This window comes from Sphingobium sp. B2 (genome assembly GCF_007693735.1).
In the GTDB taxonomy this organism is placed as follows: domain Bacteria; phylum Pseudomonadota; class Alphaproteobacteria; order Sphingomonadales; family Sphingomonadaceae; genus Sphingobium; species Sphingobium xenophagum.
This window is the reverse complement of record NZ_VDBZ01000001.1, coordinates 904,331-926,021: the sequence shown is the minus strand read 5'-3', so window position 1 is coordinate 926,021 and position 21,691 is coordinate 904,331. Positions and strand designations below refer to the sequence as shown.

Genomic DNA, 21,691 nt, shown 5'->3' with positions numbered 1-21,691 from the left:
CCGCTTAGATTCCCGGCCGAACCTAGAATCGAGCCTTCTCCGCGGTCGGAATCGCTGACACCGCCCGTCGCTGCGCCGGTCGAATGCAGCCAGATAGAGAGTCGAAGATAGATTTCAGATGATCGCGATTTACCGAGCAGCACTCGTGCCACTTAGCTCGCGCTCATAGGATCCGCAGCCGGAGGGTATTTCTGGAACAAGTAGCGCAGTAGCCGTCGCAGCGCGGAATTAACTTCGTAGTCACGCCAGCAAGCGAAACTTGTCACATATTCCAAGCCTTGCGGCCCCGACAGTTCCCGGAACACGACTCTCGGGTGATGCCCACTTGCGATCGACCCGAAGCCAAGGCTGATTCCCTGGTCGAGGCCGACCATGTGAAGAATCGCAGCGTGGCTAACCGGGTGAATTGTTATCTGCGGGACAACACTATGTCCATAAAGCCGTTCGGTAATTAGCCGCGTAGTATGCTTGATCGGATCATGGCTCGTTAGGAGAAAGACCTCGTCGGCGAGATCAGCCCAGATGATGGCTGATTTGTGGGCTAGTCGATGCGTTTCCGGCAAAGCGACGAGGATACGTTCGCGCCACAAGGCGACGCTTCTTCCGCGAAATGGTTCGGGTTGGCCGCGGACGATTGCGAGATCGAGTGCACCGCACTCCAGACCGTCGAATATGCGCTCATACGGCAATTCGATCGGCAAATGTTGCACATCAGGACAGACGGGATTTCGTTCGAACAGTAATCTGAACAGATTCCCACACGCTGCAGAGCCGTGGTAACCTATGGAAATTTGACCAGCCTGACCGTCGGCGACCTTGCGCACTGCCAGAACCAGGCCGTGAAAGTTCACCAGCAGCCGGGCGGTCTCTCGCAGGAAGATGCGTCCCGCACCTGTCGGTACGATGCGGCGCCGTTGCCGTTCGAAGATTGCTGCGCCGAGTTGAAATTCGAGGTCGCGGATTCGGCGGCTTACCGTCGACACCTTCATGTTTAACGCCTCGGCAGTCCGTCGGAAACTACCGTGCATTTGCAAAGCCAATGCTGTTTCGAGATGAGCCCGTTCAATCCCGGTGCGAACAGAGAGAGGATCAATCATGATTTCGTGCGGAGAATGGTTTCTCAACTTCTCTAATAATTTCTTCGCCAAATGATTCATCTTCTCCGAATTACGGCTCGCGATATCAATTAGTCATTTTCGTATCGACAGGCAGGCGGAATATACCGCGTGCCTCCAAGGCGAGATTCGCAAGATACGTTTGTCGTCGGGAAAACTTGCGGTTAGTGCTCGCCGCGTGCGGCTCCACCTGGTTCCATGAAATAGAGCGTCGCGAACCCGCCGAGGCTGCGATTGTAGGCGGGGCGCTTGCCGGTTAGCAACTTGAGGGCTGCCGCACGGTGCTGGGGCCGCTGCGCCGCGAGTTCGAGCCAGGTGAAGAACTGTTCGTCCTTCAGGAACCAGGTCGCCTGCTTCACCCCTCCCGAATGGGGCGCAACCAGCGCAGGATCGGCATCGACCTTCAACGCGTAATCGATAATCGTGTCGAGCGAGCGGCCATCCTTGCTCACGCGATAGAGGTCATAGCCCTGGCGCTCCGCAATCTGGGCGATGTAGACAAGATACATCGTCGCGTAGTTATGATAGTGCGCCGCCCGGTCCTTGCGCTCCATTTCGCGCGGCAAAGCTCCGTCGGGTTCGGCCTCGTCCACCGCCGAATAGACCGCGCTCACGCCGTAGCGGAACAGATCGTCGTCTTTCGTCAGCACCCCGATCATCGCGGCGTAGACTGCGCGGCGGTAGAAATGGTTGTTGCAGCAGGTCTTGGGCCCGCCGCTATAGGAAAGATGGGTTTGGGCGGCAGCGTGAAGCCATTGCTCGATCCGCCGCTTCTCTTCATCCACTCCCGGCACCTCGTCGCGCACTACCGAAAAAGCGAAAGCGGCCGCGAACAGCGTGGATTCGATCTGGAACCAGGTCTGCAAGCCCGACTTCTTGAGATTGAAGGAGAGAAATGCCTTGCCCTGCGCCCAGTAGTCGAGCGCGGCGATGACGCATTTGCCGTTGGCGTCGGTCTTCGAAACCAACTGAGCGGCGGCAAGGCCCGAAATGGCATCCTCGAAATCGTGGAACTGGGAAACTTCGTCCTTCCACGCCGAATTGTCCTCGTAAAACATATTCATCTGTGCATCGCCCGCGAATGGCGCGGTAGCCATCGCAGCGGCGCAGGGCACGCCGGGGCGGACCCGCTCGATCGCCTGCTTGAGTATCGGATCGGTGGTGGAGGCGAGCAGAGCTTTGCGCGTCTGGACATCGAAATAGCCCGCTTCGGGATCGGTTACCCTGTACTGACTGAGGTCGAGCGCCGCACGCTGTTCAACCGTCATCGCCGCAGCGCCTTGCGGCGCGGCAAGCGCGAGCACGGCAGCCAGCGAACCCAGGCGACCGGAAAGCCTCATTTATAGATCGTGACCTTTGCCTGAGCGCCGGCCATGTCAATGCCGACCGCGTGGTCGAAACTCAGCAACACGGGCACCGTCCCGCCGCTCGGCTTCTGCCCGAACTCCGCGACCATGCCGACATTGCCACCGACACTTTCGACATGGGCTCTGAAGCTCCTGCCGTCCACCTTGATCATGGCCAGCTGGCCCGCATGGACCGCCTGCTCACGCTCGACCGGGATGCGCGCTACGATGCGCTGGTCGGCCGGATTTGTCTTAGCCAGCACCATCAGCGGCGTGCCAGGCTTCACCGTGCTGCCCGTATCGGCCATCCATTCGACGGTGCAGTCGCACGGCGAAATGTATGCGAGGGGTTCTTCCGATGTCTTGAGCGAGGTCAGCCAAGCGCTGCCGGGAAGATCGAGCTGGAGCAAAACCTGCCCCTTACTCACCTGCGCTCCCGGAATGACGCGAACCTCACCCACACGGCCGAAATCGAGGCTCAGCAATTCGACATGCGGCGCGGCGACCTGCGCGGCGTCGCTGGTGACGGTGGTCAACGAGTTCCAGATATTTACTCCGAACACCGCCACGCCAAGGGCGAGCGCGGCGATCGCGGCGCCGGGCAACAGCCTAGCGGGCAAGGTGCCGCCGGATTGGGCGGATGAAGCGGACGAGGGAGTCTCGTCGTCGTGGCCGAGCACGAGATCGTCGACCGTCGGGAACACGCCGGTCAGCACCGTACGGACTATCTGCGCCAACACCGCCTGGGTGCGAACCTCACCGGTGGCGATGCGGTAGCGAAGGAAGCCGTCTTCGGTTTCGCCACCCATCATCGGGATCGCGGCGACATCGAGCGCCAGTTCGAACCCTGAAAGGGGGATGTGCAGCTTGACCGAACCGTTGGCCCCGGCAGCGATGTCGGGCGTTCGCGCCTCGGGCGGCAACTTGACCGTCAGAATGGAGCGCGAGAGCGTCACGCCATGGTAGAGCTTGTCGCCATCTGCGAGCCGGAAATCCAGCGCCACTTCGACAAAACTGCGCGGGCTGCGCCGCTCCACCGCGACCGGGGGCGCGGAGCGGACGACATCGGCCGCGACCAGCCGTGCGTCATTCGGATCGATCTTCGCATATTCCATTTCATGAGCCGCCATGTGAAATCCGGCATCCAACTACGATCCCGGCCGCGCCATCCAAGCCACGGCGAGGCACAATACGACCAGCGAACCGACATGCAGGCCGCTGGCGACGAAATTCTTGATTGCCGCAGTCCCGCCACCGTGGCGGATGCCCTGGCGGGTCCAACTCTGCCGGTTGAGGCGAAACTGGAGGAAGGTCTTGAGCAGCGCGCCCCAGATCTGGTCATAGGCCAGCAGCACCGGCCACAGCGGTTCGAACCGGCCCCAGGCAAGGCCCTGAAGGCCCGACATGATCAACCGCGAAACCAGCACCCAAGCCAGGTAATAGACGAGGAACACCGGCGAGACCGTGAGCGACAGCATCAGCGCCAGCGTCGGCCCGACCAGCGCGGTCCACATCGAGAGCCGCTGATCGAGGATGCACAACCAGGTGAACGGGCCGCAGGTGATCGGCCCCAAACGCAGTGCGCGGACGTTCGAGCGCAGCATATTGCCGTACCAGCGATGCAGCAGCCGAGTCGAACCAGTGACGAAATTGCAATCCTGCGGCAGTGCTTCGAACCCGATCGCCTTGACATCGGGGATGTAAAGCATCTTCGCGCGGCGCTTCAGCAGCGCGAACCAAGCGGATTTGTCGTCGCCGGTGAGGAAGCGCAGCGGGCCGTAGAGCCAGTCGCTGAACCCATCGCTCTCAATGATGTCGATGAAATCCGGGCGGATCACTTCGTCGCTGCGATAGATTGAGAAGCGGCCGGTAAGCACCAGCAGCCGCTCGCTGAGCGACAGCGAAGACATCAGCACGTGGCGCTGAGAATAGCGCAGCGAATACCACGAGCGGGTGACCATATCTCCGTCGGTAACCGCATCGTTGTTGGTGGTAAGCGCGCCGAGCGCGGGATCGGCGACGAAGAACGGCAGGCACTTCGCGAGTGCGCCGTCCTCGATCACGACGTCGCCATCGAGCAGGAGGGTCACCGCTCCCGGGGGCGGATGGCGGCGGGCAACGCTGCGCAGCGCATGGGCGAGCGCTCCGCGCTTGCCGTCGCCTTTCTGGAACTGGGCAACGACCTCGATATTGGCCGGTACGCCGCAACCTTCGAGCACCTGTTCGAGCAGCACCCGGTCGCGGTCGCGGGTGATCGAGGCGATCACCACCGAAGGCACGCCGTAGTCGGCAAGGTTGCGGAACAAGGCTGCATAGACCGCGCGGAAATGCGACGCGGCGATATTGTAGGACGTTACCACCACATGGATGTGCGGAACCTTGCGACCGGCCGTCCCCTCCCGGGCCCGGCGGGCGTGCCTTGGAAAAGCGAAGCGCAGATACAGCGTGGCACGGATGAAATGGAGCCCGGTCCAGCTGTGCCGCCACATCGAGATCAGCCCGTACATCCCCGGCACCGCCACCAGAATCCCGGCGAGGGTCGACGAATGCAGCAGCAGGATCATCGACCACAACACCGCCGCGGCAAGCACGGCGAAGCCGACGATGCGCGCGGGATCGTGCGCAGGCGCGGCTTCGGGCTGGGCTTCGCTGCCGTAGAGGTCGTCAAGCGTGACGACTGGCAGCGGATGGTCCAACGGAGGAATCGTGGTTCTGGCGCGGCTCGCCATGGAGCAGCTCAGGTCAGAACTGCACCGACAAGCCTAAACCGCCATAGGGCGAATCCCGGTCGCTGCCCTCGTCGCTGCCGAACTCGTAGCCGCCCCGGACGCTGAGGCGAATATCGCCGAGCTTGATGTTGTCGACCACCAGGCCGACCTGCCGACTGTCGAAATAATTGCTGCCGACCACTGCGGCTTCCGGACCTATGAAGACCGTGCCCGCGTTGAATGCCAGGCGGCCGGCTACACGGTAGGTGTCGTCGCGGGTGTTGAAATTGGCCGCGATGCGGGCAAAGACCGGCCCTTTGCGGTCGGTCAGTGCTTCGAACTTGAACGCGGCGCCAGCGCCTTCGCGCTGGCCAGCGGTCGCGGATTTGCGGTCCTCATAGGAAACACCGCCGTAGAAGCGCACTTTCCAGCTGTCTCCGGCGATCTGGTAGCCGACCAGCGCATCGCCCTGGAAACGCTCGTTAGTTGCGCCCGATTGCGATTCCGACGAGCCGTAGCCGAGGTCGAAGCGCAGCAGTGGGCCGCTGTCGTTGAGCGAGCCGGACAGGCCGACGGTGTAATTCGCGTTGACGTTGCCGCCGCGCTCATTGACCTTGCCGGAGATGGCTAGGCGCTGGCTGTCCTCAGCTGCAGCCGGAACGGCGTAGAGCAGCGCCAGAAGTGCGAACGGCACGAATTTGAGAATGCACGATTTGAACGTCATTTGCTTGCCCCCTAGAATGACAAAGCGGAATGGCTTCGAGATTGTTAGCCTCACGGACGGCAGTACCCGGTTCCGCCTTTACGAAAACGCCTAGTATAATAACTAGGACGACCGCTTGAACTATTAAAACACAATATAGAAGTCGCTTTGTATTGCGTAAGTTATTGAACATAATTTGGTTCTGCACTCTGACTTCGCTTCGCAACGCCAACAAAACCGTGGTCGTTATGTCTTGGGTGTTCATTCGGTCAGCTCGCAGGGAAAGTGGATTTTCCACGGCAGGGAGGGCGATTCTCGCTCTCTGATCCGGCTCACGCAGGGCCGCACGATAATCCTCCATCAATTCCTCTACGCGACGTGGGGCGATCCCCACGTTGTGCAGAAATCGTTCCAACTCCGTTGGGCTATCGGCAGAGTCCGTCACGCTCGCAGCGGCTCCAGGCCAAAAGGTCCGGTGACCTGGATTTCTCCTTCTACCTTTCTGCCTAATCGCACCTGAGCTGCAATATTCCCACTTCGCGCGCTCGCAACGCGGCTATCGAAAATATGGCGGGACAGCGCTGCTTCGTGTTCATGCGCAACGTCTGTCCCGCCACCGCGACGCCTGAGGTCAGGCGTTCGCGCCTTCGGTGCGACCCGAAGGAAGCGGTGCGATTGTGTGTCTGGATAGTGCGATGCGAAATGCATCAATGACCGCACGTCTTCACCGTACGACATCCAGTCTGGCTGGTAGAGCCGGACCAGAGCCCATCTCTTCTTCCGCCTCTATCATCAGACGAGTGAAATAGAGTGTCATCGCGCGGAAGCCTTGCGCTGTCAGAACCTGGTAACGAACTCGTCGATCGTCTTCACTCTTTTCGCAGCAGACCAAACCCGTAGCGGTGAGTTCCTCAATCCAACGTAGAGCGGTGGTTGGCGGCACCTCCGAAGTCCGGCACAGGCTACCAGTGGTCATCCGTTGATGCGACAAAGCGCTCTCGTAGAGAGCGAGGAGCATATCCCACCCCGGCTCGCCGAACAGACGGGGATCAAAGAAGCCATCGCGTAAGCGCCTCGCACGATACGCAAAGCGGGTCGCGTTCAACAACGCTGTGCGTGAAGGAGTCCCTCGCCCAATATTGGCCGCGGCCATCCGGCTGATGCTCGGTTCCCTCCGATCGTCCAGCTTCTGAGCCAATGACCGGAGTTCATGAGCGAGCGCATTCAGACGTGAAAGCTGTCGCTCGACGGACATCGCCCGCCGTTTTGATGAATGTATCACAGCCATGTATTGATGTTCACCGTAATAAGGCGCGGGATAGGCCGTCGATGTAAATGGTCAAAAACTGTAACGGATCTGGCTCTAGTAGAATCCGCGACTGGATCCGAAACGCAAATTAAGCAGCCTACAAGGAGATGCGACCCGCGAGGTCGGATAATGTGATCAGACGCAATGTATCAACAGCATTACTGCCAAATGGTGCAAAAAGTGGTGCTCCCGGTAGAATTTTGGCGGAGATACTCTTGATACGGGAAATCGCGCCATGGCTGCCGTTTAATCGGGGCGCCACGACTTTTCCGTAATAGTTATCGGGAACCCATCCGTCCCGAAGTTTGCCGGATACCGCGGAATAGACATAAAGCCACGGCGCAAATATTTTCGATCCGAAGGCATCCAGGGGTAAGCGCCGACGGAAGGCGGCCTTGTTGCCGGCACCGGAATAGGAAAGCTCGCGGCCTTTGAGGAGGCGTGAGCATGGACATTGAGCAGTCAAACGAGCCTCGTATGAGCGGTCGCGGTGATGGCGGAGCGCTTGTACGGGTGGAGCGGCGTCGGAACTGGAGCGACGAGGAGAAGCTGGCGATCCTGAAGGAGACGACGGCGCCGGGGGCGATCGTATCGGCCGTGGCTCGGCGGCACAGCGTTGGAACAGGCCAGCTTTATACCTGGCGTAAGCAGCTGCTTCGCGGAGCGATGGCGGGCTTCGTGCCTGTCGAATTGGCATCGTCTTCGCCGTCGGCCAAAGCTCGGGAGCTAGGGCGGATTGAGGTTCGAGGGCGGTGCGGCCTGACGGTGTTGGTTGATGGCGAGGTCGATCGGGCCGCCCTGAAACAGGTGCTCGATGTCCTGCGGGAGCTGGATCATTGAGCCTGGCGTTCCCGCCTTCGACGAAAATCTATCTGTCGCTGGCGCCGTGCGACATGCGCAAGGGGTTTGATGGGCTGTCGGCGCAGGTGTGCAATATTCTTCAGCTTGATCCCTTCTCGGGGGCGGTTTTCCTGTTCCGCGGGAAAAGGGGCGACAGGTTGAAGGCCTTGGTCTGGGACGGGTCCGGGCTATGCGTGTATGCGAAGCGTCTCGAGCGCGGAAAGTTCGTGTGGCCTCGTGCTCATGAGGGCGCGCTCCGCCTGTCGGCAGCCCAGATGGCGATGCTGATTGAAGGGCTGAACTGGAAGCAGGCGATCGTCCACGACGAGGTGATCACGCCGAGGCTCGCATAGCCAAAAAGATCAGGAAAACCGCCATTTTATGTAGGATTTACCGTGGGCTTGGGCTATTATCGGCGGCATGCGGTTCGCCCTTGATCGCCTTCCCACAGACCCGGTTCTCCTGCAGAAAATGCTGCTGGAGATGGCCGATGTCATGGAGCAGGAACGGGCCAAACTGACGGCGGCGCAAGCCACCGTCAAAGCCCAGACCTTGCGGATCGAAAAGCTCGAGCATCGTGTCGCGCGGCTGCTGCGCGTCCAGTTCGGCCGCAGCTCCGAGAAAATGGATATCGCCCAGCTGCGGCTGATGTTCGAGGAGGTCGAAGCCCCGGAACCGGCAAACGATGAGGTGTCGGCGCCGCCCGTGATGAAATCGGCCCGCAAATCCGGCGGCCGCGTTCCGCTTCCTGCACACTTCCCGCGTCAGACCGTTGATCATCAGCCCGGCCCGTGCAGTGCCGGTTGTAATGGACCGTCAGTGCAGATCGACGAGGCCGTCACTGAGGTTCTCGACTATGTCCCTGCACGCTTCCGCGTCATCCGCCATGTCCGGCCCAGGCTGGCGTGCCGATCCTGCGAACAGATCCGACAAGCGCCCGCTGTCGATCTGCCGCTGCCCAAGGTGATGGCGAGCAGCGCCCTGCTGGCCCACCTCGTCGTCAATCGCTTTGTCGATCACCAGCCCTGGCACCGGCAGTCGGTAATCTTCCGCCGCGTTGGGCTTCACATTGATCGGGATGTGATGAGCCGCTGGGCGCGAAAACTGGCATGGCTGCTGGCGCCGCTGGGCGAGCAGTTGTTCGCCTATATCCGCAAAGCCGCCAAAATCCATGGGGACGACACGCCGGTCACGTTTTTGGGCAATGGTGACGGCAGCAGAACCGGACACTCCTGGGTGTATCTGCGCGATGATCGTTCAAGCGGTGACATGAGCCCGCCTGCCGTAGCCTTCCGCTTCAGCGCCGATCGTGGCGGAGCGCATCCGGCAGAACATCTCGCCGGCTATCACGGGTATCTTCAGGCGGACGGTTTTGCGGGCTATAACGCACTTTACCGCGACCCCAAAACCAAGGCTCCCAGAGACATCGTCGAAGTTGGATGCTGGAGCCACGCGCGCAGGAAATTTACCGACATACTGGAAAAGAGCCCGTCACCGATCGCGGCGGAGGCGGTCGTGCGAATCGCCGAACTCTTCGCCATCGAGCGCGATATCAAGGGTGCGCCACCCGATGAGCGGAGACGCATCCGCCAGATCAAGGCGGTGCCGAAGCTGGAGGCTTTGCGCGTCTGGCTCGAAACACAGAACCGTGGCCTGTCTTCCGACAGCAATCTGGCGCGTGCGTGTCGCTATCCGCTCAACCGCTGGCAGGCCATGATCCGCTACTGCGATGACGGTCGGCTCGAGATCAGCAACAATCTGGTGGAGAACGCCCTGCGCGGGGTCGCGCTCGGGCGTCGGAACTGGATGTTCGTCGGCTCCATGAAAGGGGGAGAAGCGGCGGCGCTCTTCTACTCCCTGGCCGGCACATGCCGGCTCAACGGCGTCGAGCCCGAGGCGTGGTTCACAGACGTCATTGAGCGCATCGGCAACCACCCGATCAATCAGATCGATGACTTCCTGCCGTGGAAATGGCAGGCATCAAAGCTGACCAACGATCTGGAGAAGGCTGCGTGAGCAACAGCACTATCGTGCGGATGAAGATTACGCTGGACGATGTGACACCGGCCGTGAGCCGAACGCTGGAGGTGCCGCTCAATATCCGCCTCGACCGTCTTCACACCGTCATCCAGACCGCCTTCTCGTGGACGGACTCTCATCTGTGGGAAATGAGCTTCGGGCAGACCGGCTTCGGCATCCCTGATCCTGAATATGGCTTCGACGGGCCGCTCGACGCCCGTAAGGCCACTCTCGCCCAGGTCCTGGCGGATACGAGGCGCAAGACCTTCCGATATCTCTACGACTTTGGCGACGCCTGGGAGCATAGCGTCAAGATCGAGCGCGTCAGCGCGGCCAGCCCGCACCTGACATATCCGCTCATCCTCGATGCAGTAGGCATGCGGCCGCCAGAGGACTGCGGCGGCCCATGGGGTTATGCCGAAAAGCTCGAAGCGCTCGCCGACCCCCAACATGAATATCACGAAGAGGCGCTCGAGACCCTCGGTGAAGACCATGATCCCAACGCCAAGCCCGATATCCCCCTGATCGAGGCAAGGCTGGAAGCGCTCGCGAAAAAATGGGCGCCGCGGACACGCCGCAAAGCCTGACAGGCCGCGTCAACGCCACCTTCCGTCGGCGCTTACATCCAGGGCATCAGTCGAACGAGTGATAATGCCGGGAGAGGTCCGACCTTTCTGGCCCTCGATGTTGCTAAGAATGCTCGCCGCCATCGCCGCATGGGCTCTGTGATACCGCAACGTGGTGATCTCATTTTTGATGGCGCGGAACATCAGCCATCTCTTTCAACAGCAAGGTCCACGGGAGTCTGCGCGCACAAGGCGGCAAACACGGTTTCGAGCGCATGGCGCATTCGACTGCGGTCGTCCTCGGTCAGTGTCGGATGGACCGGCAGCATTATGCTCGTTTCGCCCAGCATGCGCGCGACCGACAGGCGCTGCGGCGGGCGCCAGCCGGTTCCGTCGAAAGCCTTTTCCAGATATATCTCGGAGCATGAGCCTTGCAGGCACGGCACGCCTTGTGCCGAGATAGCCGCCACGATGCGATCTCGATCCCAACCGCTCGGAAGATTCTCAGGACGTATGAACGCATGGAACTTATACCATGCATGTGCGCTTTGCGCGTCGACACTTCGAGGCAGGCGCAGCGGTCCGCTCGGCCCGCAATAGGGTAGCAATGCCTGCGCAAGCGAGCGGGCATTTGCGGCACGCGCTGCGCTCCATTCAGACATGCGGCGAAGCTGGATACGGCCGATCGCCGCTTGCATCTCTGTCATCCGCCAATTGTGACCGAAAGTTTCATGCACCCAACGGAAGCCTGGTGGATGCGACCGCTCGTACACCGCCTCCCAGCTCTTGCCGTGGTCTTTCAGGCTCCACATTCTGGCCCACAGATCTTCGCGATCCGTCGTCACCATGCCGCCTTCGCCGCCCGTGGTCATGATTTTGTCCTGACAAAAGCTCCATGCGCCAATGTCGCCGATGCTGCCGACGCTGCGTCCTTTATACCGGGCTCCATGAGCCTGGGCGCAGTCTTCGATCACTGTCAGGCCGCGGTCGCGAGCCAGTTGCATTATGGGATCCATGTCACAGGGCTGACCGCCAAGATGTACGCAGATCACCGCTCGCGTGCGGGGCGTCAGTACCTCGGCGATCGTTTCGGCGGTAAGATTGCCGCTATCCGCATCGACATCGGCGAATACCGGAATGGCACCGGCCTGTACCGCCGCCGAGGCACTCGCGATGAAAGTGCGGGGTGTCACTACCACTTCGTCGCCCGCGCCAATTCCCAACGCTCGCAGCGCTACGTCCAGAGCCAATGTGCCGTTGGCCAGCGTCACTGCATAACGGGTGCCCGCCCAAGCCGCGAATTCGCGCTCGAAATGCCGACATTCCTCTCCAGTCCAGTAGTTGACCTTGTTAGAGAGTAGCACACGGCGAATCGCGTCGGCCTCTTCCTGAGTATAGCTGGGCCAAGGCGCAAGTGAAGAATCAAGCATGGCAAATCCTGAAGACGGAAGGACGATTGAAAGAGTTCATCCGAGCAGCCGGACTTTCAGCAGCCCGAGGTATTCGTGCCCCGCGCGCTCGACCTTTCGGTAGTTTTCGGCCTGTGGAATCAAAGCGTCCAAGCGGATCGGCTGAGGGGGCTCGGCGGCCTCTTGCTGTGCCGGAGCCGGGATCGGCCGAAAGCCTTCGCGTCGAAACAGCCAAATGGCACGGGGGAGGTGACTGGCCGAGGTGACCAGATAAAGCGTCCCCTGGCGGGATATGGTTCGACCGACAGAGCGCGCTTCGGCTTCGGTGTTGGCGGCGCCGACAAGGTAACTTAATCGGGTGGGGTCGGCTCCCAACATCTTGGCCACTGTGGGGTAGGTCGGCGGATGAACACGCGGATCGGAAGGTTCCAGTCCGCCCAGCAACAGCAGCGTTGCGCGTGGCATCGCGCGCTGTAGTCGTACGCCTTCTGTCACACGCGACAGACTGACTTTGCTGAGCCACGCCGTCGGCGGCAGGTCAGTATCCCAGTGCGATCCCGCAGCGAGCACGACGATCCATTGTGGCGTGTTGGATTCGCGATTGGGTCGCGCCGTCTGGTAGGGGGCTTCGAGCGGGCGGATCACCATATCGGCGACCGGATTCGTGCCTAAAAGCCAGATCACGGCCGCGACAAGCACTGCAACTCTGCGCGTGTGCCCGCCAATAAGAAGAGCGGCCAGCAGCCCTAATCCTAGCCAGACCAGAGGAGACTTCAGCCAGTTTTGTAGGAAATCGACCACCGAAACGTTAGGACTGCAGTTGCACCGTCACCAGTTCGGGCATGCGCATCAACATTGCTTGCTGCATTTCAGGGTCGGGGAAACGCAGCCACAGCGTGCCGATTGCGTTGGTCGCTCTATCGAAGACATGGACCATATCGCCCGGCTGCATGTCGATCGTCATTTGTTCGACGTAGGGTTCCAGCGCGGCATCGATATGCACTCCAGCAAAACGTCCTGCCGCGGGGCTGTGGATCATGTAGTTCGCCAGGCAAGCGCTCGACATGGTATTGTCCAAACCAACTGCTTCGCCGAGACTGGCAGCTACAAGTGATGCGACCAGATCGACCCCGGTGGCGGCCTCCAGCAATTGCGGAATGGAATTGCCGCCATTGCGGCCCGCCACTTCAATCATGTAGAGCGCGCCGTCCTCGCCAAACATCAGTTCCAGGTTGAGTGGGCCGAAACGCAAGCCGAGCCTGCGAACCAGCGCTTGCACCTGCTGTCGGACCAAATTCTGTCCCGCAGCATCCAGCGAGACAGGCCATGACGTGCCTGTTGGCAACCAGGGCGAGGCGGAGGCGGTGCGATGGCTGTCAAGAAGGCCCCAATAGGCGACCTGTCCGTTCACGACAAAGGCATCGCCGGCGATCATGTGCGGATGCGCACGGACGAGGAATTCCTCCACGATCACCCGGCGCGAACGAGAGGCTGCTTGCGCCATGGCAAAAGCGGATGGCAGATCCTCCCAACGGTCGATCCGGTTCACAGCCGTGCTGCCGGCACCATCGACCGGCTTCACAATCACAGGCAGGCGTAGGCCGCTGGTCGGCCAACCAATCGCCCCATCGCCACTCGTGCGAGACGCGGGCACCGGAAAGCCTTGCTCGGCCAGAAAGGCGCGAAACCGGTCTTTGCGGCCCATGATCATGAGAGATTCGACGGGATTTCCGGGCACACCAAGCTGGTCGGCCAGCCAGGCAGCTTCGATGGCCATGATGTCCGAACCGAACGCCACCACCCCCGAAACAGCACGATCTCGGGCCGCTGTTAAAACTTTCGCGCGATCGAGGGTACTGACTTCAACGAATTCACTGGCGAGCGCTCGGCAGGGGCTGGCCGGATTCTGGTCGCAAACCACTACGCGATGCCCCCGGTCCAAAGCATGCTGAACCAGCGGCACGGTTTTCTCGGCGCCGCCCAACACCAGCAGGCACTTGCCCGAAGCTGTAGTCACGCTTCGGCGCTTTCCGGTACTGGCGCGCGATACAATGGGAAGAAGTCCGATTGAGGAGGAGGAACGCCGCACGTCTCCTCACTGCACCGTGCGCACTCTGCGGCATAAGCCTCGATATCGTGGATCACCGAGACGGTGCGGAAAGGCCATTCTGTTCCGCCAAATTGTTGTTTGAATGCATACAACGAGTCGCGTTTGGCCCCTAATCCCCCACCCAGGTGGAAATGGGCGATTCCGTTCGTCGCCGCCCAGGCACGCATCGCGACGAGCAACAACTTCATGGGTGCTTGCCGGGCAAAACCTTCCGCCGTACCGCTGAGATGGTATTGCAATATGTCGCCCACTTGGGTGAACAGACCCGCGCACATGATGGTGCCATCGGGGGCGGCGACGCCAGCGCAATGGACGTGGGCGGCCAGCTCGTTGCGGAAGCGGGCGATATAGTTGTCGGAATAGAAGTAGCTGTCGCCAGCGCCGACCTTTTCCATCGTCTTGCGGTAGATTTCGGGAAATGCCGCCCATACTTCGGGTGTGTCGAGCACCAGCCGTCCTCCCGCTTCAAGAAGGCGGCGTACGCCGGCACGATGGCCGCGCGCCAAGCCGACCAGGAAGCTGGCTTCGTCTCCAACCATCGGCATAGTGAGGGTAACGCCTCGTTCTTCTTCGCGCCACGCGCCGCCCGCCAGATCGGAGGCGGCGCCCAGTGCAGACAGCAACAGCGGGTGCAAACGCATGAAACTGGTGACGAGGCCACGCGCGCGGGCAGCAAGTTGAAACGCGGCTAGAGCGCGCGCGTGGAACGCCGCGTCGGCCGCGGGTGTAAAGACCGGGCAGGCATAGCCGTATGGCGAGACGGCATCGCGCGCACGACCACTGGGCGTGGGACGTTCGAGCAGCACGATCAACATCGCGGCATCGCCTTCGACATAGCGGAAAGCGACGGGGGTGGCGCCGATCCAGTTGGCCTCAAGCGCGGCATAGGCCGGCAGATGGTACACATCGTGCGGGCAGGTGGAGAGGGTGTCGAGCCAGAGCGGATCGTCAACGCAGAGAAAACGTGAGGTCATAGACAGGTAGAGATTTCGTCCAGAAGGTTGCGGATGGTGGCTGCCACCCGGCGCATGTCGTCACCGGTGTAACGATAATCGACGGGCAGCATCAGCACGCTCGCCGAGAACTGGTGGGCAGGATCGGGGTGGCCGTCCGCCCGCCCGGGGATCGGCCACAACACGGCGGGATAGATGCCGCTGGCGATCAGGCCCGCCCTTAAGACGTCTCGCTGACGCTGCGTGGGCAAGGCCAGTACGGCTATCGCGGGGGTCGCGGGGGACTCCGGCCCCAGCATCCGCAGGCCCGCCCCGGCCAAGGCCGCGCGCAGCGCCGCATGATTGCGCGCGCGGACGTGGCCCATCCGATCGGACGAGAGACGGTCGAGCCACAGTCGCGACCAGTCGGAGATCGGCGCCGGGATACCGCGTAGCAGTTCTTCCTCGCCGCGCAGTTCCATCTGCCGGAGCCGATCCTTGTCAACGACCGGATCATTGCCCGCGCCTTGCAGCCAGGCACGTTTCAACGCCATCGCGGCGAGTTTGTGCAGCACGGCCTCCTCATGCGCCGTCGAAGGCGGCGGCGGCGGCGGCACGTCATAGCCTACGGGCGACCAATAGAGGCCGCCATCGGCCAGCGGCATAACCTTGCGCAGCGAAGCGAGAGCGAAGTCGGCGCGGCTGTCCAGCCCGCCGAGCGGATTGTGGGTATGATCTTCGATGACGGCGCCGGCGAACGGACACGGTAGCGAAGGCACCCCCCAGCCGAAATAGTTCACGCGCAGCAGGACGTCGCCTGGCGCTCCCTCAGGCGTTTCGTCCTGCCCCCAAGGGCCGCAGGCATAGCGCGTCACCGCCACCGGCGCATCGGCCAGATAGCCGATCACATCCTCGCAGAAATAGCTGGGCACCCACAGCCGCCGCCAGCCGTGCCGGGTAACGCCATGGGCCAGCAGGCAGCCGAGCGCGATGCGGCCCGAACCCACTGCCACGGCCCCGAGCCGATCGGTCAAGGACGGTTCGTCGCCGTTGCGGGCATAGGTGGGCGCAAGATCGGGCAGGGAATAATGTGAACCTACCTCCCAGCGATCGTCTGCCATCACTATCATCGGGTTGTCAGCGGCGGGTTCAGACATCCGCGGTCTGCCCGTTGGCAGAGACATTCCCGACCGTGGGCTCGTTCCACGGTCGGCGCTCTTCGTGTAGCGAGATCACCGGCAGGTCCACGCCGCGAACGCCGACATCGGTCGGGTGCAGCAGTCGGCGCAGGGTTTTCAGGAAAATCTCGAGATCGATACGCGGACCGCAGCGTTCGACATAAGTGACGTCCAGCGCGAATTTCTGCTCCCAGGTCAGGAAGTTGCGCCCGCTCACCTGAGCGAGGCCGCTCATCCCGGGCCGGACTTGATGGCGACGTCGCTCTAGCGGGGTAAAGTAGGGCAGATAGGCGATGGGCATCGGCCGGGGACCAATCAGGCTCATGTGACCGAGGATGACGTTCATGAGCTGCGGCAATTCATCTACGCTGTATTTGCGAAAAAGCCCCCCGCTGCGCAGCATTCGTTCGGCGTCGGTCAGTTTGCGACCGCCGCTGAAACGCACGCTTCGCATTGAGCGCAGCTTGATCAGCCCGAATGGGCGTTCGTTGCGTCCGATCCGTTCCTGCACGATGAAAGGCGCGGCCGATCGGTCCTCCAGCCAGACCGCGAGGGCGGCGATCAGGATGACCGGCCCAGCCACCACCATGGCAGTCATCGCCGCGCCCAGATCCAGCAGCCGCTTTGCTACGGGGTAGCAAGGGTTCATCGCCCTTGCTCCGCGGCAGGCACTCGCTCGTAAGCCAGCGCCTCGGCCTCGTCGTAGATTGCACGCATCGCCGCCAGTGCCGCCGGCAAACCGAAGGCTTGGGCATGGATGCGCCCCGCCTCGCCAAATGCCACGCGCCGTACCGGATCGCGGGCCAGTTGCACGACGCGCTCGATGAAAGCGTCCATGTCGCCTTGCGGGTAAAGGAAGCCGGTTTCCCCATCGCGCACGAGTTCGCGATGGCCCCGATCCTCGCTGGCGATCACGGGCAAGCCGCAAGCCATCGCTTCGGCCAGTCCGAGGCCAAGCCCCTCCTGTCGACTGGTGCTGACCGCGATATCCGCAATGTTGGTCAGTGCCGGCACATCCCGGCGAAAACCGAGAAGGTGGACCGCATCAGTCAGTCCCAGCGCGGCCGCTTGTGTGCGTACCGCATCCTGCAAAGGACCATCCCCTAGCAGCAGCAGGCATGCATTGGGCACCTGCTCGCGGATGCGGGCAAAAGCGGTAAGGAGAAATGCATGGTTTTTGCGTGGAATGAACTCGGCGATATAGAGGATGACGAGCATCCGTTCCGAGATGCCCATGTGTGCCCGCATGGCCCGGGCATCCTCGATTGACAGGTTAGCAAAGCGTGTCAGATCAACGCCGACGCCGGGGATAAAGCGTGGCCGACTGGCCCGTAACAGACGGCGGGCAGCCTCGAAATCCCAATGGTTGATGGTGATGACGAAATCGCTAAGCCGGGTGAGCAGCCATTCCAGCGGAAACCACAGCAGCCAGTTCCTTCGCGGAGCGCTTGGAAAGAAGTGAAAACCATGGGCGGTGTACAGCACCACTGGGCGGCCCCGTGCGAAGACTGTGGTCAGCCGGGTGAGCGCACTGGCCACTGGCGTATGACAATGCACAAGGCTGTAGCGATTGGTTCGCATAAGGCGCACCAACTGCCAGAACGCACGCACGTTGGCCCAACGGAGAGGGGAGCGGGCGAAACGGATATCGTGGAAGGAATTCACTTCGGCCAACGCGAATTCCTGCGTCGCACCGGCCGCGACATCCACTATGTGACCACGAGCGCGCAGCGACGAGAGATAAGGATTATGGAACACCGCAAGGTGCCCTTGCGAGACCGCGACATAGAGTATGCGGCCCGGATGAGAGGGTTTGGTGGTAGTCATTCGATCAGTGGTCCGGCAGGATGAGAGAAAACAGACGCGGAAGAATGGTATCGGGCGCAGTGATCCGCTGGGCTTCGGCGCGATAACGGCGCGCGTCCGCCTGTGCGGGATCGTTGACGCAGGCGTGAATGGCGGCGGCAAAGCCTGCGGCATCCCCCGGCGCCACCAGCAGGGCATGGGCGCGTGCAGGAACCACCTCGCGGATCGGGGCGATGTCGCTGGCAATGACCGGCAGGCCGCACAACATGGCTTCCAGCAGGGCATTGGGCTGGCCTTCCGTCACGGAAGGAAAGACAAACACATCTGCGGCATGGTTCAGATCGGCAATGTCGGTCCGGTTTCCAAGCAGGCGAAAACGATCGTGGAGATCGGGTGGAATTAAACCCGCCAAGCTAGCCGGCAGCCTGTCCGTTCCAGGCCCAACAAGCATGGCAAATAAGCGTGGATTTGCTTTCATGGCCGAGACCATCGCGCGTAACAGCGTTCCGTGGTCCTTGGCAGGATCGACCCTTCCCACATGGAGCAGCACGATAGCATCGTCGGGCAAAGCCAGTTGCGTTCGCACTACTGCCCGTGGGCGGAGCGGCTGCATATCCGCGTCGTCGATAATGTTGGCAATCACGCCCAGCCGGCGGTCACGACCGATCAGCCGGGCATGAAAACGGTCCAATGCGGATCGTGAATTTGCCAGAATCGCGGTGGCGAAGCGTTCCACCAACGCTATGGAGAACCGGGTAAACGCCATCCGCGCACGTGTTTCCCGAAACGCATACGTCGAACGGCGGTGAAACACTATTCGGCGGGGGATACCTGCCAGCCATGCGACCCACAGTGTGATACCGGCGAAAACGCCGGTGAGATCGACGACCGCATCCAGCCTTTCAGCCCGCAACCGCCAGTATAGGCGAGCCAGTCGCAGGGGATGTGCATTGCCTAAACCGCCGTAAATCAGCACAGCGCCTGTAGCAGCCAGTTCGGAATGCAGGACGCCGGGTGCGTCCGCGCGCACGAACACCACCGCCCGCGTGCCCACAGGCAACCGGGACAACAGCCGCAGCAAATACGTCTCCATGCCGCCAATCCCGGAACTGACGATGACGAAGCCAATTGTGCTTTTTCCGGCCCGCGGCTTATCAGCGCGATGTTTCTGAATGACTGCCATCATCGGTTGTCGATGCCGCCGTGAACAACCCATTCCGCTTCGGATAGGCTGGCAGCAGGGTGCTGGTGTTTACCCGCAGGTGCCCAGACGAGCGGCATTGTCCTTCAAGAAATCGGCGAAGAACGATTTGCGCCGGGCCTCCAGCACCTCCGCAGCATATCGCATGGATCGCTGTAGGTTCTGCTCGGCCGCAAGGCGCAGCTTGTCCGTATCGAACGCGATGATCATCGCTGCAAGACCTTGCGCATCCCCTGGCGAAAACAGGCAGGATGGAGGCAAAAGCTCTGGAATGCCGCCCCGTAGCGACCCCAGCGCGGCGCAGCCCCGGCTCATCGCTTCGACCAGCGCGCGCGGCAAGCCTTCTGTCCGGCTGGGCTGAATATAGATGTCGGTATCGTCAAGCCAAACGGGAATATCGGCATGACGAACCGCGCCGATGAACTCGACACAATCGGCCACGCCCAACTTGTCTGCCAGCTTGCGCAATCGGGCACTGCTGCCAGGGCCGATTACCCGATAGCAATACCGGTGCCGCTTCTCGCCAAGCGTTTGCAAGGCCCGCAGCACCAGCTCCTGGTTTTTGTACCGCACATCCGTGGCGCCGATTGTCGTCAGTACGATGCGCGGGCTGCGGTCCAATCCGGCTATACGCCGCATACGCTGCGCCACTACGTCCGGATCGGCCGGACTGATGATCACGTTCGAACAAGCAATAGATTTTCCCGGACTGGGGTAGCGACCTTGCAGGAAACGCTCTGTAACATAAACGATATACCGTGCTTTGCGCATCAGAAGAAAGTTACATAGGAAATAATAAGGTGCGGCGATCTTCCCCTTCAACGAGTAATTCCAGAGCGCATCCCATGTGCACGCCATGAATTCGATCAGTATCGGTTTGCCTTGCTTGTGCGCCTCCCAAAACGCCCATCGCCCAAGCGTGCTCGGGAGGCGCACCACCACCACATCGTGTGCGGACACCTGTTCCGCGACAATCCGCCGCACCTGACGACCTTGCCTGATATGCGCGAAGAGCGATTTGACGTTCGGTACGGGAAAAAACCGGAAGCCGTCACGTTGCAGCGGGCTGTATTTGCTTGCTTCCTGCAACGTCACCGGCTTCGCGCGCAGCAGGAAAGTGAGGTGCGATCCGAGCTGCATATAACGGTCGATCAGAGCATCGGTATAATGGACGCCGCGGGGGACGCCGTCAGGGCCGACATAGATCGGCCCGTCGTGGACAAAGAGTACCCTGCGCCCACCCGACTGCACCGGAGTCTGAGGAGCCGCCATCAGACGTTCTCGCGAACCAGCAGCCGGGTGCTGGGCACGAAGCTGGCATCGGGCCAACGGCGGGTAATCTCCCTCAAAAGCGCTTTCAGATCGCGCAATCCACGATCCCGGACGGCGGGATCGATGCCGCCGACGTAATTGACCCGATGGGTGGAGATCACTGCCGGGACACCCCAGGCAAAAGCCGAATCGATGCCGGCCAGTGCATGATCCACGCCATAGCCCTGCGCCGGTTCGAACAGGGTGTTGCGCCCGAACCAGTCCAGCCCCGCCTCGGCAACGCCTGCATGGCCCCATACCCGGCGCAGGCCGCCCTGACCGTCAGGCTCAGCATTGCGGACATGGCGGATCACCGCACGGCAGCCTGCCTCGGCAACGGCGGGATAGAGGGATGGATGAAAAATGTTGTTGGCCGGACAATAGATTTCGGCCCGCTCGCCGAACTCGGCGGCAAAGCAATCCGCACCCGAGCGGATGATGTCTGCGAGTTCCGGCAATTCGCTGGCATCGCGAAAGAAGTTGGCGGCGCGAAAGCCCCGCGCTGCGGCCGGAAGGCCGGACTGCGGTACACTGTAGAAGCCAAGCTCGAAACCTCTGCGTACCTGCGGCGAGTCGCGCAGATGTTCCATCCACAACCGCACCTGCAAATGCTCACGGCCATGATACTGCGGCGCAAGAAGTCCCGCATCGATACCCTGGCGCCAGGCTGCCTTCACCGCCGCGCCATCGCCGCGCCGCGCCAGCGTGGCGCTGAGCGGTTCCCACGCATAAGCCGAAAAATCATTGTCGCGGATCGTGGCGAAATCGGGATTGGCCGGGTTGGTGTAGCAGGAAAAGACCGCCGCATTTCCGTCAGCCCCCTTGATCTGCCCCAGCACTTCCAGCAGCGCGGAAAGATCTTGGGCACTTTCCAGCGTATCGTAATCGTAGGGGGAGTCGCCGGTCAGAATCCCAAGCTCGATTAGCGCCTCCAGCACACTGCGGGATGGAACGCGCTGCCCCCCCCAATCGTCGCTATCGAACACGACCCAACGGGTAGAATATCTCCGCGCCACCGCGTTCTTTAATCCACGCCCGCGGGTGCGGACGATGTCCTTAATGGCTTCGAGAAGATTGAAATTAGCCAATTTCATGTAAGCTTTCAGAATAGCTGATGGGAGAGCGTCATGGTGCGCGC

20 protein-coding genes are annotated in these 21,691 nt (G+C 61.4%); 4 read left to right on the top strand and 16 right to left on the bottom strand.

Annotation, left to right across the window (positions count from 1 at the left end):
• Positions 1–152: 152 nt before the first annotated feature.
• The 5 genes from FE851_RS04550 to bcsS form a co-directional block, all read right to left on the bottom strand.
• Entirely contained in the window at positions 153–1,157 is a 1,005-nt protein-coding gene (locus FE851_RS04550) for a LysR substrate-binding domain-containing protein (RefSeq protein WP_145200211.1), read from the bottom strand.
• A gap of 122 nt (positions 1,158–1,279) precedes the next feature.
• Positions 1,280–2,455: an alginate lyase family protein gene (locus FE851_RS04545; RefSeq protein ID WP_145200208.1), complete on the bottom strand. Its 1,176-nt coding sequence runs from the start codon at positions 2,453–2,455 to the stop codon at positions 1,280–1,282.
• The gene (locus tag FE851_RS04540) at positions 2,452–3,591 is read right to left on the bottom strand and encodes an HlyD family efflux transporter periplasmic adaptor subunit (RefSeq protein ID WP_145200206.1); all 1,140 of its coding nucleotides are present in this window, start codon (positions 3,589–3,591) and stop codon (positions 2,452–2,454) included. The genes FE851_RS04545 and FE851_RS04540 overlap by 4 nt, the downstream gene beginning before the upstream one ends.
• A gap of 18 nt (positions 3,592–3,609) precedes the next feature.
• Positions 3,610–5,190 (bottom strand): glycosyltransferase, encoded by a 1,581-nt coding sequence (locus FE851_RS04535; RefSeq protein WP_145200203.1) that lies wholly within the window; start codon positions 5,188–5,190, stop codon positions 3,610–3,612.
• 13 nt (positions 5,191–5,203) lie between these two features.
• A complete protein-coding gene (bcsS, locus tag FE851_RS04530) occupies positions 5,204–5,893 on the bottom strand; it encodes a cellulose biosynthesis protein BcsS (RefSeq protein WP_145200200.1) in 690 nt (229 codons plus the stop codon).
• 1,735 nt (positions 5,894–7,628) lie between these two features.
• On the opposite strand from bcsS, the gene tnpA reads away from it, so the two are divergent.
• The 4 genes from tnpA (at position 7,629) to FE851_RS04510 (ending at position 10,627) form a co-directional block, all read left to right on the top strand.
• Positions 7,629–8,021, top strand: a complete 393-nt coding sequence (gene tnpA, locus FE851_RS04525; RefSeq protein ID WP_145200197.1) for an IS66-like element accessory protein TnpA — start codon at positions 7,629–7,631, stop codon at positions 8,019–8,021.
• Positions 8,018–8,374: an IS66 family insertion sequence element accessory protein TnpB gene (tnpB, locus tag FE851_RS04520; RefSeq protein ID WP_261370850.1), complete on the top strand. Its 357-nt coding sequence runs from the start codon at positions 8,018–8,020 to the stop codon at positions 8,372–8,374. Before tnpA ends, tnpB begins: the two co-directional genes overlap by 4 nt.
• 118 nt (positions 8,375–8,492) lie before the next feature.
• Positions 8,493–10,037, top strand: coding sequence for an IS66 family transposase (gene tnpC, locus FE851_RS04515; RefSeq protein WP_186378752.1), 1,545 nt, complete (start codon positions 8,493–8,495; stop codon positions 10,035–10,037).
• Positions 10,034–10,627: a plasmid pRiA4b ORF-3 family protein gene (locus FE851_RS04510; RefSeq protein ID WP_261370849.1), complete on the top strand. Its 594-nt coding sequence runs from the start codon at positions 10,034–10,036 to the stop codon at positions 10,625–10,627. The genes tnpC and FE851_RS04510 overlap by 4 nt, the downstream gene beginning before the upstream one ends.
• Before the next feature lie 9 nt (positions 10,628–10,636).
• Here the strand turns inward: FE851_RS04510 and FE851_RS25995 are convergent, their stop codons facing one another.
• From FE851_RS25995 to FE851_RS25990, 11 genes are all read right to left on the bottom strand, one after another.
• A complete protein-coding gene (locus tag FE851_RS25995) occupies positions 10,637–10,810 on the bottom strand; it encodes a hypothetical protein (protein WP_186378751.1) in 174 nt (57 codons plus the stop codon).
• Positions 10,810–12,036, bottom strand: coding sequence for a DegT/DnrJ/EryC1/StrS family aminotransferase (locus FE851_RS04505; RefSeq protein WP_145200191.1), 1,227 nt, complete (start codon positions 12,034–12,036; stop codon positions 10,810–10,812). Before FE851_RS04505 ends, FE851_RS25995 begins: the two co-directional genes overlap by 1 nt.
• Positions 12,037–12,072: 36 nt before the next feature.
• Positions 12,073–12,816 carry an ElyC/SanA/YdcF family protein gene (locus tag FE851_RS04500; protein WP_145200188.1) on the bottom strand — a complete coding sequence of 248 codons (744 nt, stop codon included), beginning with the start codon at positions 12,814–12,816 and terminating at the stop codon, positions 12,073–12,075.
• A gap of 7 nt (positions 12,817–12,823) precedes the next feature.
• Positions 12,824–14,032 carry an ATP-grasp domain-containing protein gene (locus tag FE851_RS04495; protein WP_145200185.1) on the bottom strand — a complete coding sequence of 403 codons (1,209 nt, stop codon included), beginning with the start codon at positions 14,030–14,032 and terminating at the stop codon, positions 12,824–12,826.
• Positions 14,029–15,099, bottom strand: a complete 1,071-nt coding sequence (locus FE851_RS04490; protein ID WP_145200182.1) for a GNAT family N-acetyltransferase — start codon at positions 15,097–15,099, stop codon at positions 14,029–14,031. Before FE851_RS04490 ends, FE851_RS04495 begins: the two co-directional genes overlap by 4 nt.
• A complete protein-coding gene (locus FE851_RS04485) occupies positions 15,096–16,214 on the bottom strand; it encodes a hypothetical protein (RefSeq protein WP_145200180.1) in 1,119 nt (372 codons plus the stop codon). Before FE851_RS04485 ends, FE851_RS04490 begins: the two co-directional genes overlap by 4 nt.
• Positions 16,207–16,884: a sugar transferase gene (locus tag FE851_RS04480; RefSeq protein ID WP_145200177.1), complete on the bottom strand. Its 678-nt coding sequence runs from the start codon at positions 16,882–16,884 to the stop codon at positions 16,207–16,209. Before FE851_RS04480 ends, FE851_RS04485 begins: the two co-directional genes overlap by 8 nt.
• On the bottom strand, positions 16,881–18,062 hold the full coding sequence (locus FE851_RS04475) for a glycosyltransferase family 4 protein (RefSeq protein WP_186378749.1): 1,182 nt from the start codon (positions 18,060–18,062) through the stop codon (positions 16,881–16,883). The genes FE851_RS04480 and FE851_RS04475 overlap by 4 nt, the downstream gene beginning before the upstream one ends.
• Positions 18,063–18,066: 4 nt before the next feature.
• Positions 18,067–19,227, bottom strand: coding sequence for a glycosyltransferase (locus FE851_RS04470; protein WP_186378748.1), 1,161 nt, complete (start codon positions 19,225–19,227; stop codon positions 18,067–18,069).
• Positions 19,228–19,293: 66 nt separating this feature from the next.
• Positions 19,294–20,514, bottom strand: coding sequence for a glycosyltransferase (locus FE851_RS04465; RefSeq protein WP_186378747.1), 1,221 nt, complete (start codon positions 20,512–20,514; stop codon positions 19,294–19,296).
• Positions 20,514–21,647: a hypothetical protein gene (locus tag FE851_RS25990; protein ID WP_186378746.1), complete on the bottom strand. Its 1,134-nt coding sequence runs from the start codon at positions 21,645–21,647 to the stop codon at positions 20,514–20,516. The genes FE851_RS04465 and FE851_RS25990 overlap by 1 nt, the downstream gene beginning before the upstream one ends.
• Between the last annotated feature and the right edge of the window lie 44 nt (positions 21,648–21,691).

Bases quoted from the DNA above. Each gene is read 5' to 3' on its own strand.
- FE851_RS04490 (WP_145200182.1), bottom strand. From the start codon at position 15,099: ATGACCTCACGTTTTCTCTGCGTTGACGATCCGCTCTGGCTCGACACC.
- FE851_RS04470 (WP_186378748.1), bottom strand. From the start codon at position 19,227: ATGATGGCAGTCATTCAGAAACATCGCGCTGATAAGCCGCGGGCCGGA.
- FE851_RS04545 (WP_145200208.1), bottom strand. From the start codon at position 2,455: ATGAGGCTTTCCGGTCGCCTGGGTTCGCTGGCTGCCGTGCTCGCGCTT.
- FE851_RS04540 (WP_145200206.1), bottom strand. From the start codon at position 3,591: ATGGCGGCTCATGAAATGGAATATGCGAAGATCGATCCGAATGACGCA.
- FE851_RS04475 (WP_186378749.1), bottom strand. From the start codon at position 18,062: ATGACTACCACCAAACCCTCTCATCCGGGCCGCATACTCTATGTCGCG.
- FE851_RS04505 (WP_145200191.1), bottom strand. From the start codon at position 12,036: ATGCTTGATTCTTCACTTGCGCCTTGGCCCAGCTATACTCAGGAAGAG.
- FE851_RS25990 (WP_186378746.1), bottom strand. From the start codon at position 21,647: ATGAAATTGGCTAATTTCAATCTTCTCGAAGCCATTAAGGACATCGTC.
- FE851_RS04465 (WP_186378747.1), bottom strand. From the start codon at position 20,514: ATGGCGGCTCCTCAGACTCCGGTGCAGTCGGGTGGGCGCAGGGTACTC.
- tnpA (WP_145200197.1), top strand. From the start codon at position 7,629: ATGGACATTGAGCAGTCAAACGAGCCTCGTATGAGCGGTCGCGGTGAT.
- FE851_RS04485 (WP_145200180.1), bottom strand. From the start codon at position 16,214: ATGTCTGAACCCGCCGCTGACAACCCGATGATAGTGATGGCAGACGAT.
- FE851_RS25995 (WP_186378751.1), bottom strand. From the start codon at position 10,810: ATGTTCCGCGCCATCAAAAATGAGATCACCACGTTGCGGTATCACAGA.
- tnpC (WP_186378752.1), top strand. From the start codon at position 8,493: ATGCTGCTGGAGATGGCCGATGTCATGGAGCAGGAACGGGCCAAACTG.
- bcsS (WP_145200200.1), bottom strand. From the start codon at position 5,893: ATGACGTTCAAATCGTGCATTCTCAAATTCGTGCCGTTCGCACTTCTG.
- FE851_RS04535 (WP_145200203.1), bottom strand. From the start codon at position 5,190: ATGGCGAGCCGCGCCAGAACCACGATTCCTCCGTTGGACCATCCGCTG.
- FE851_RS04550 (WP_145200211.1), bottom strand. From the start codon at position 1,157: ATGAATCATTTGGCGAAGAAATTATTAGAGAAGTTGAGAAACCATTCT.
- FE851_RS04480 (WP_145200177.1), bottom strand. From the start codon at position 16,884: ATGAACCCTTGCTACCCCGTAGCAAAGCGGCTGCTGGATCTGGGCGCG.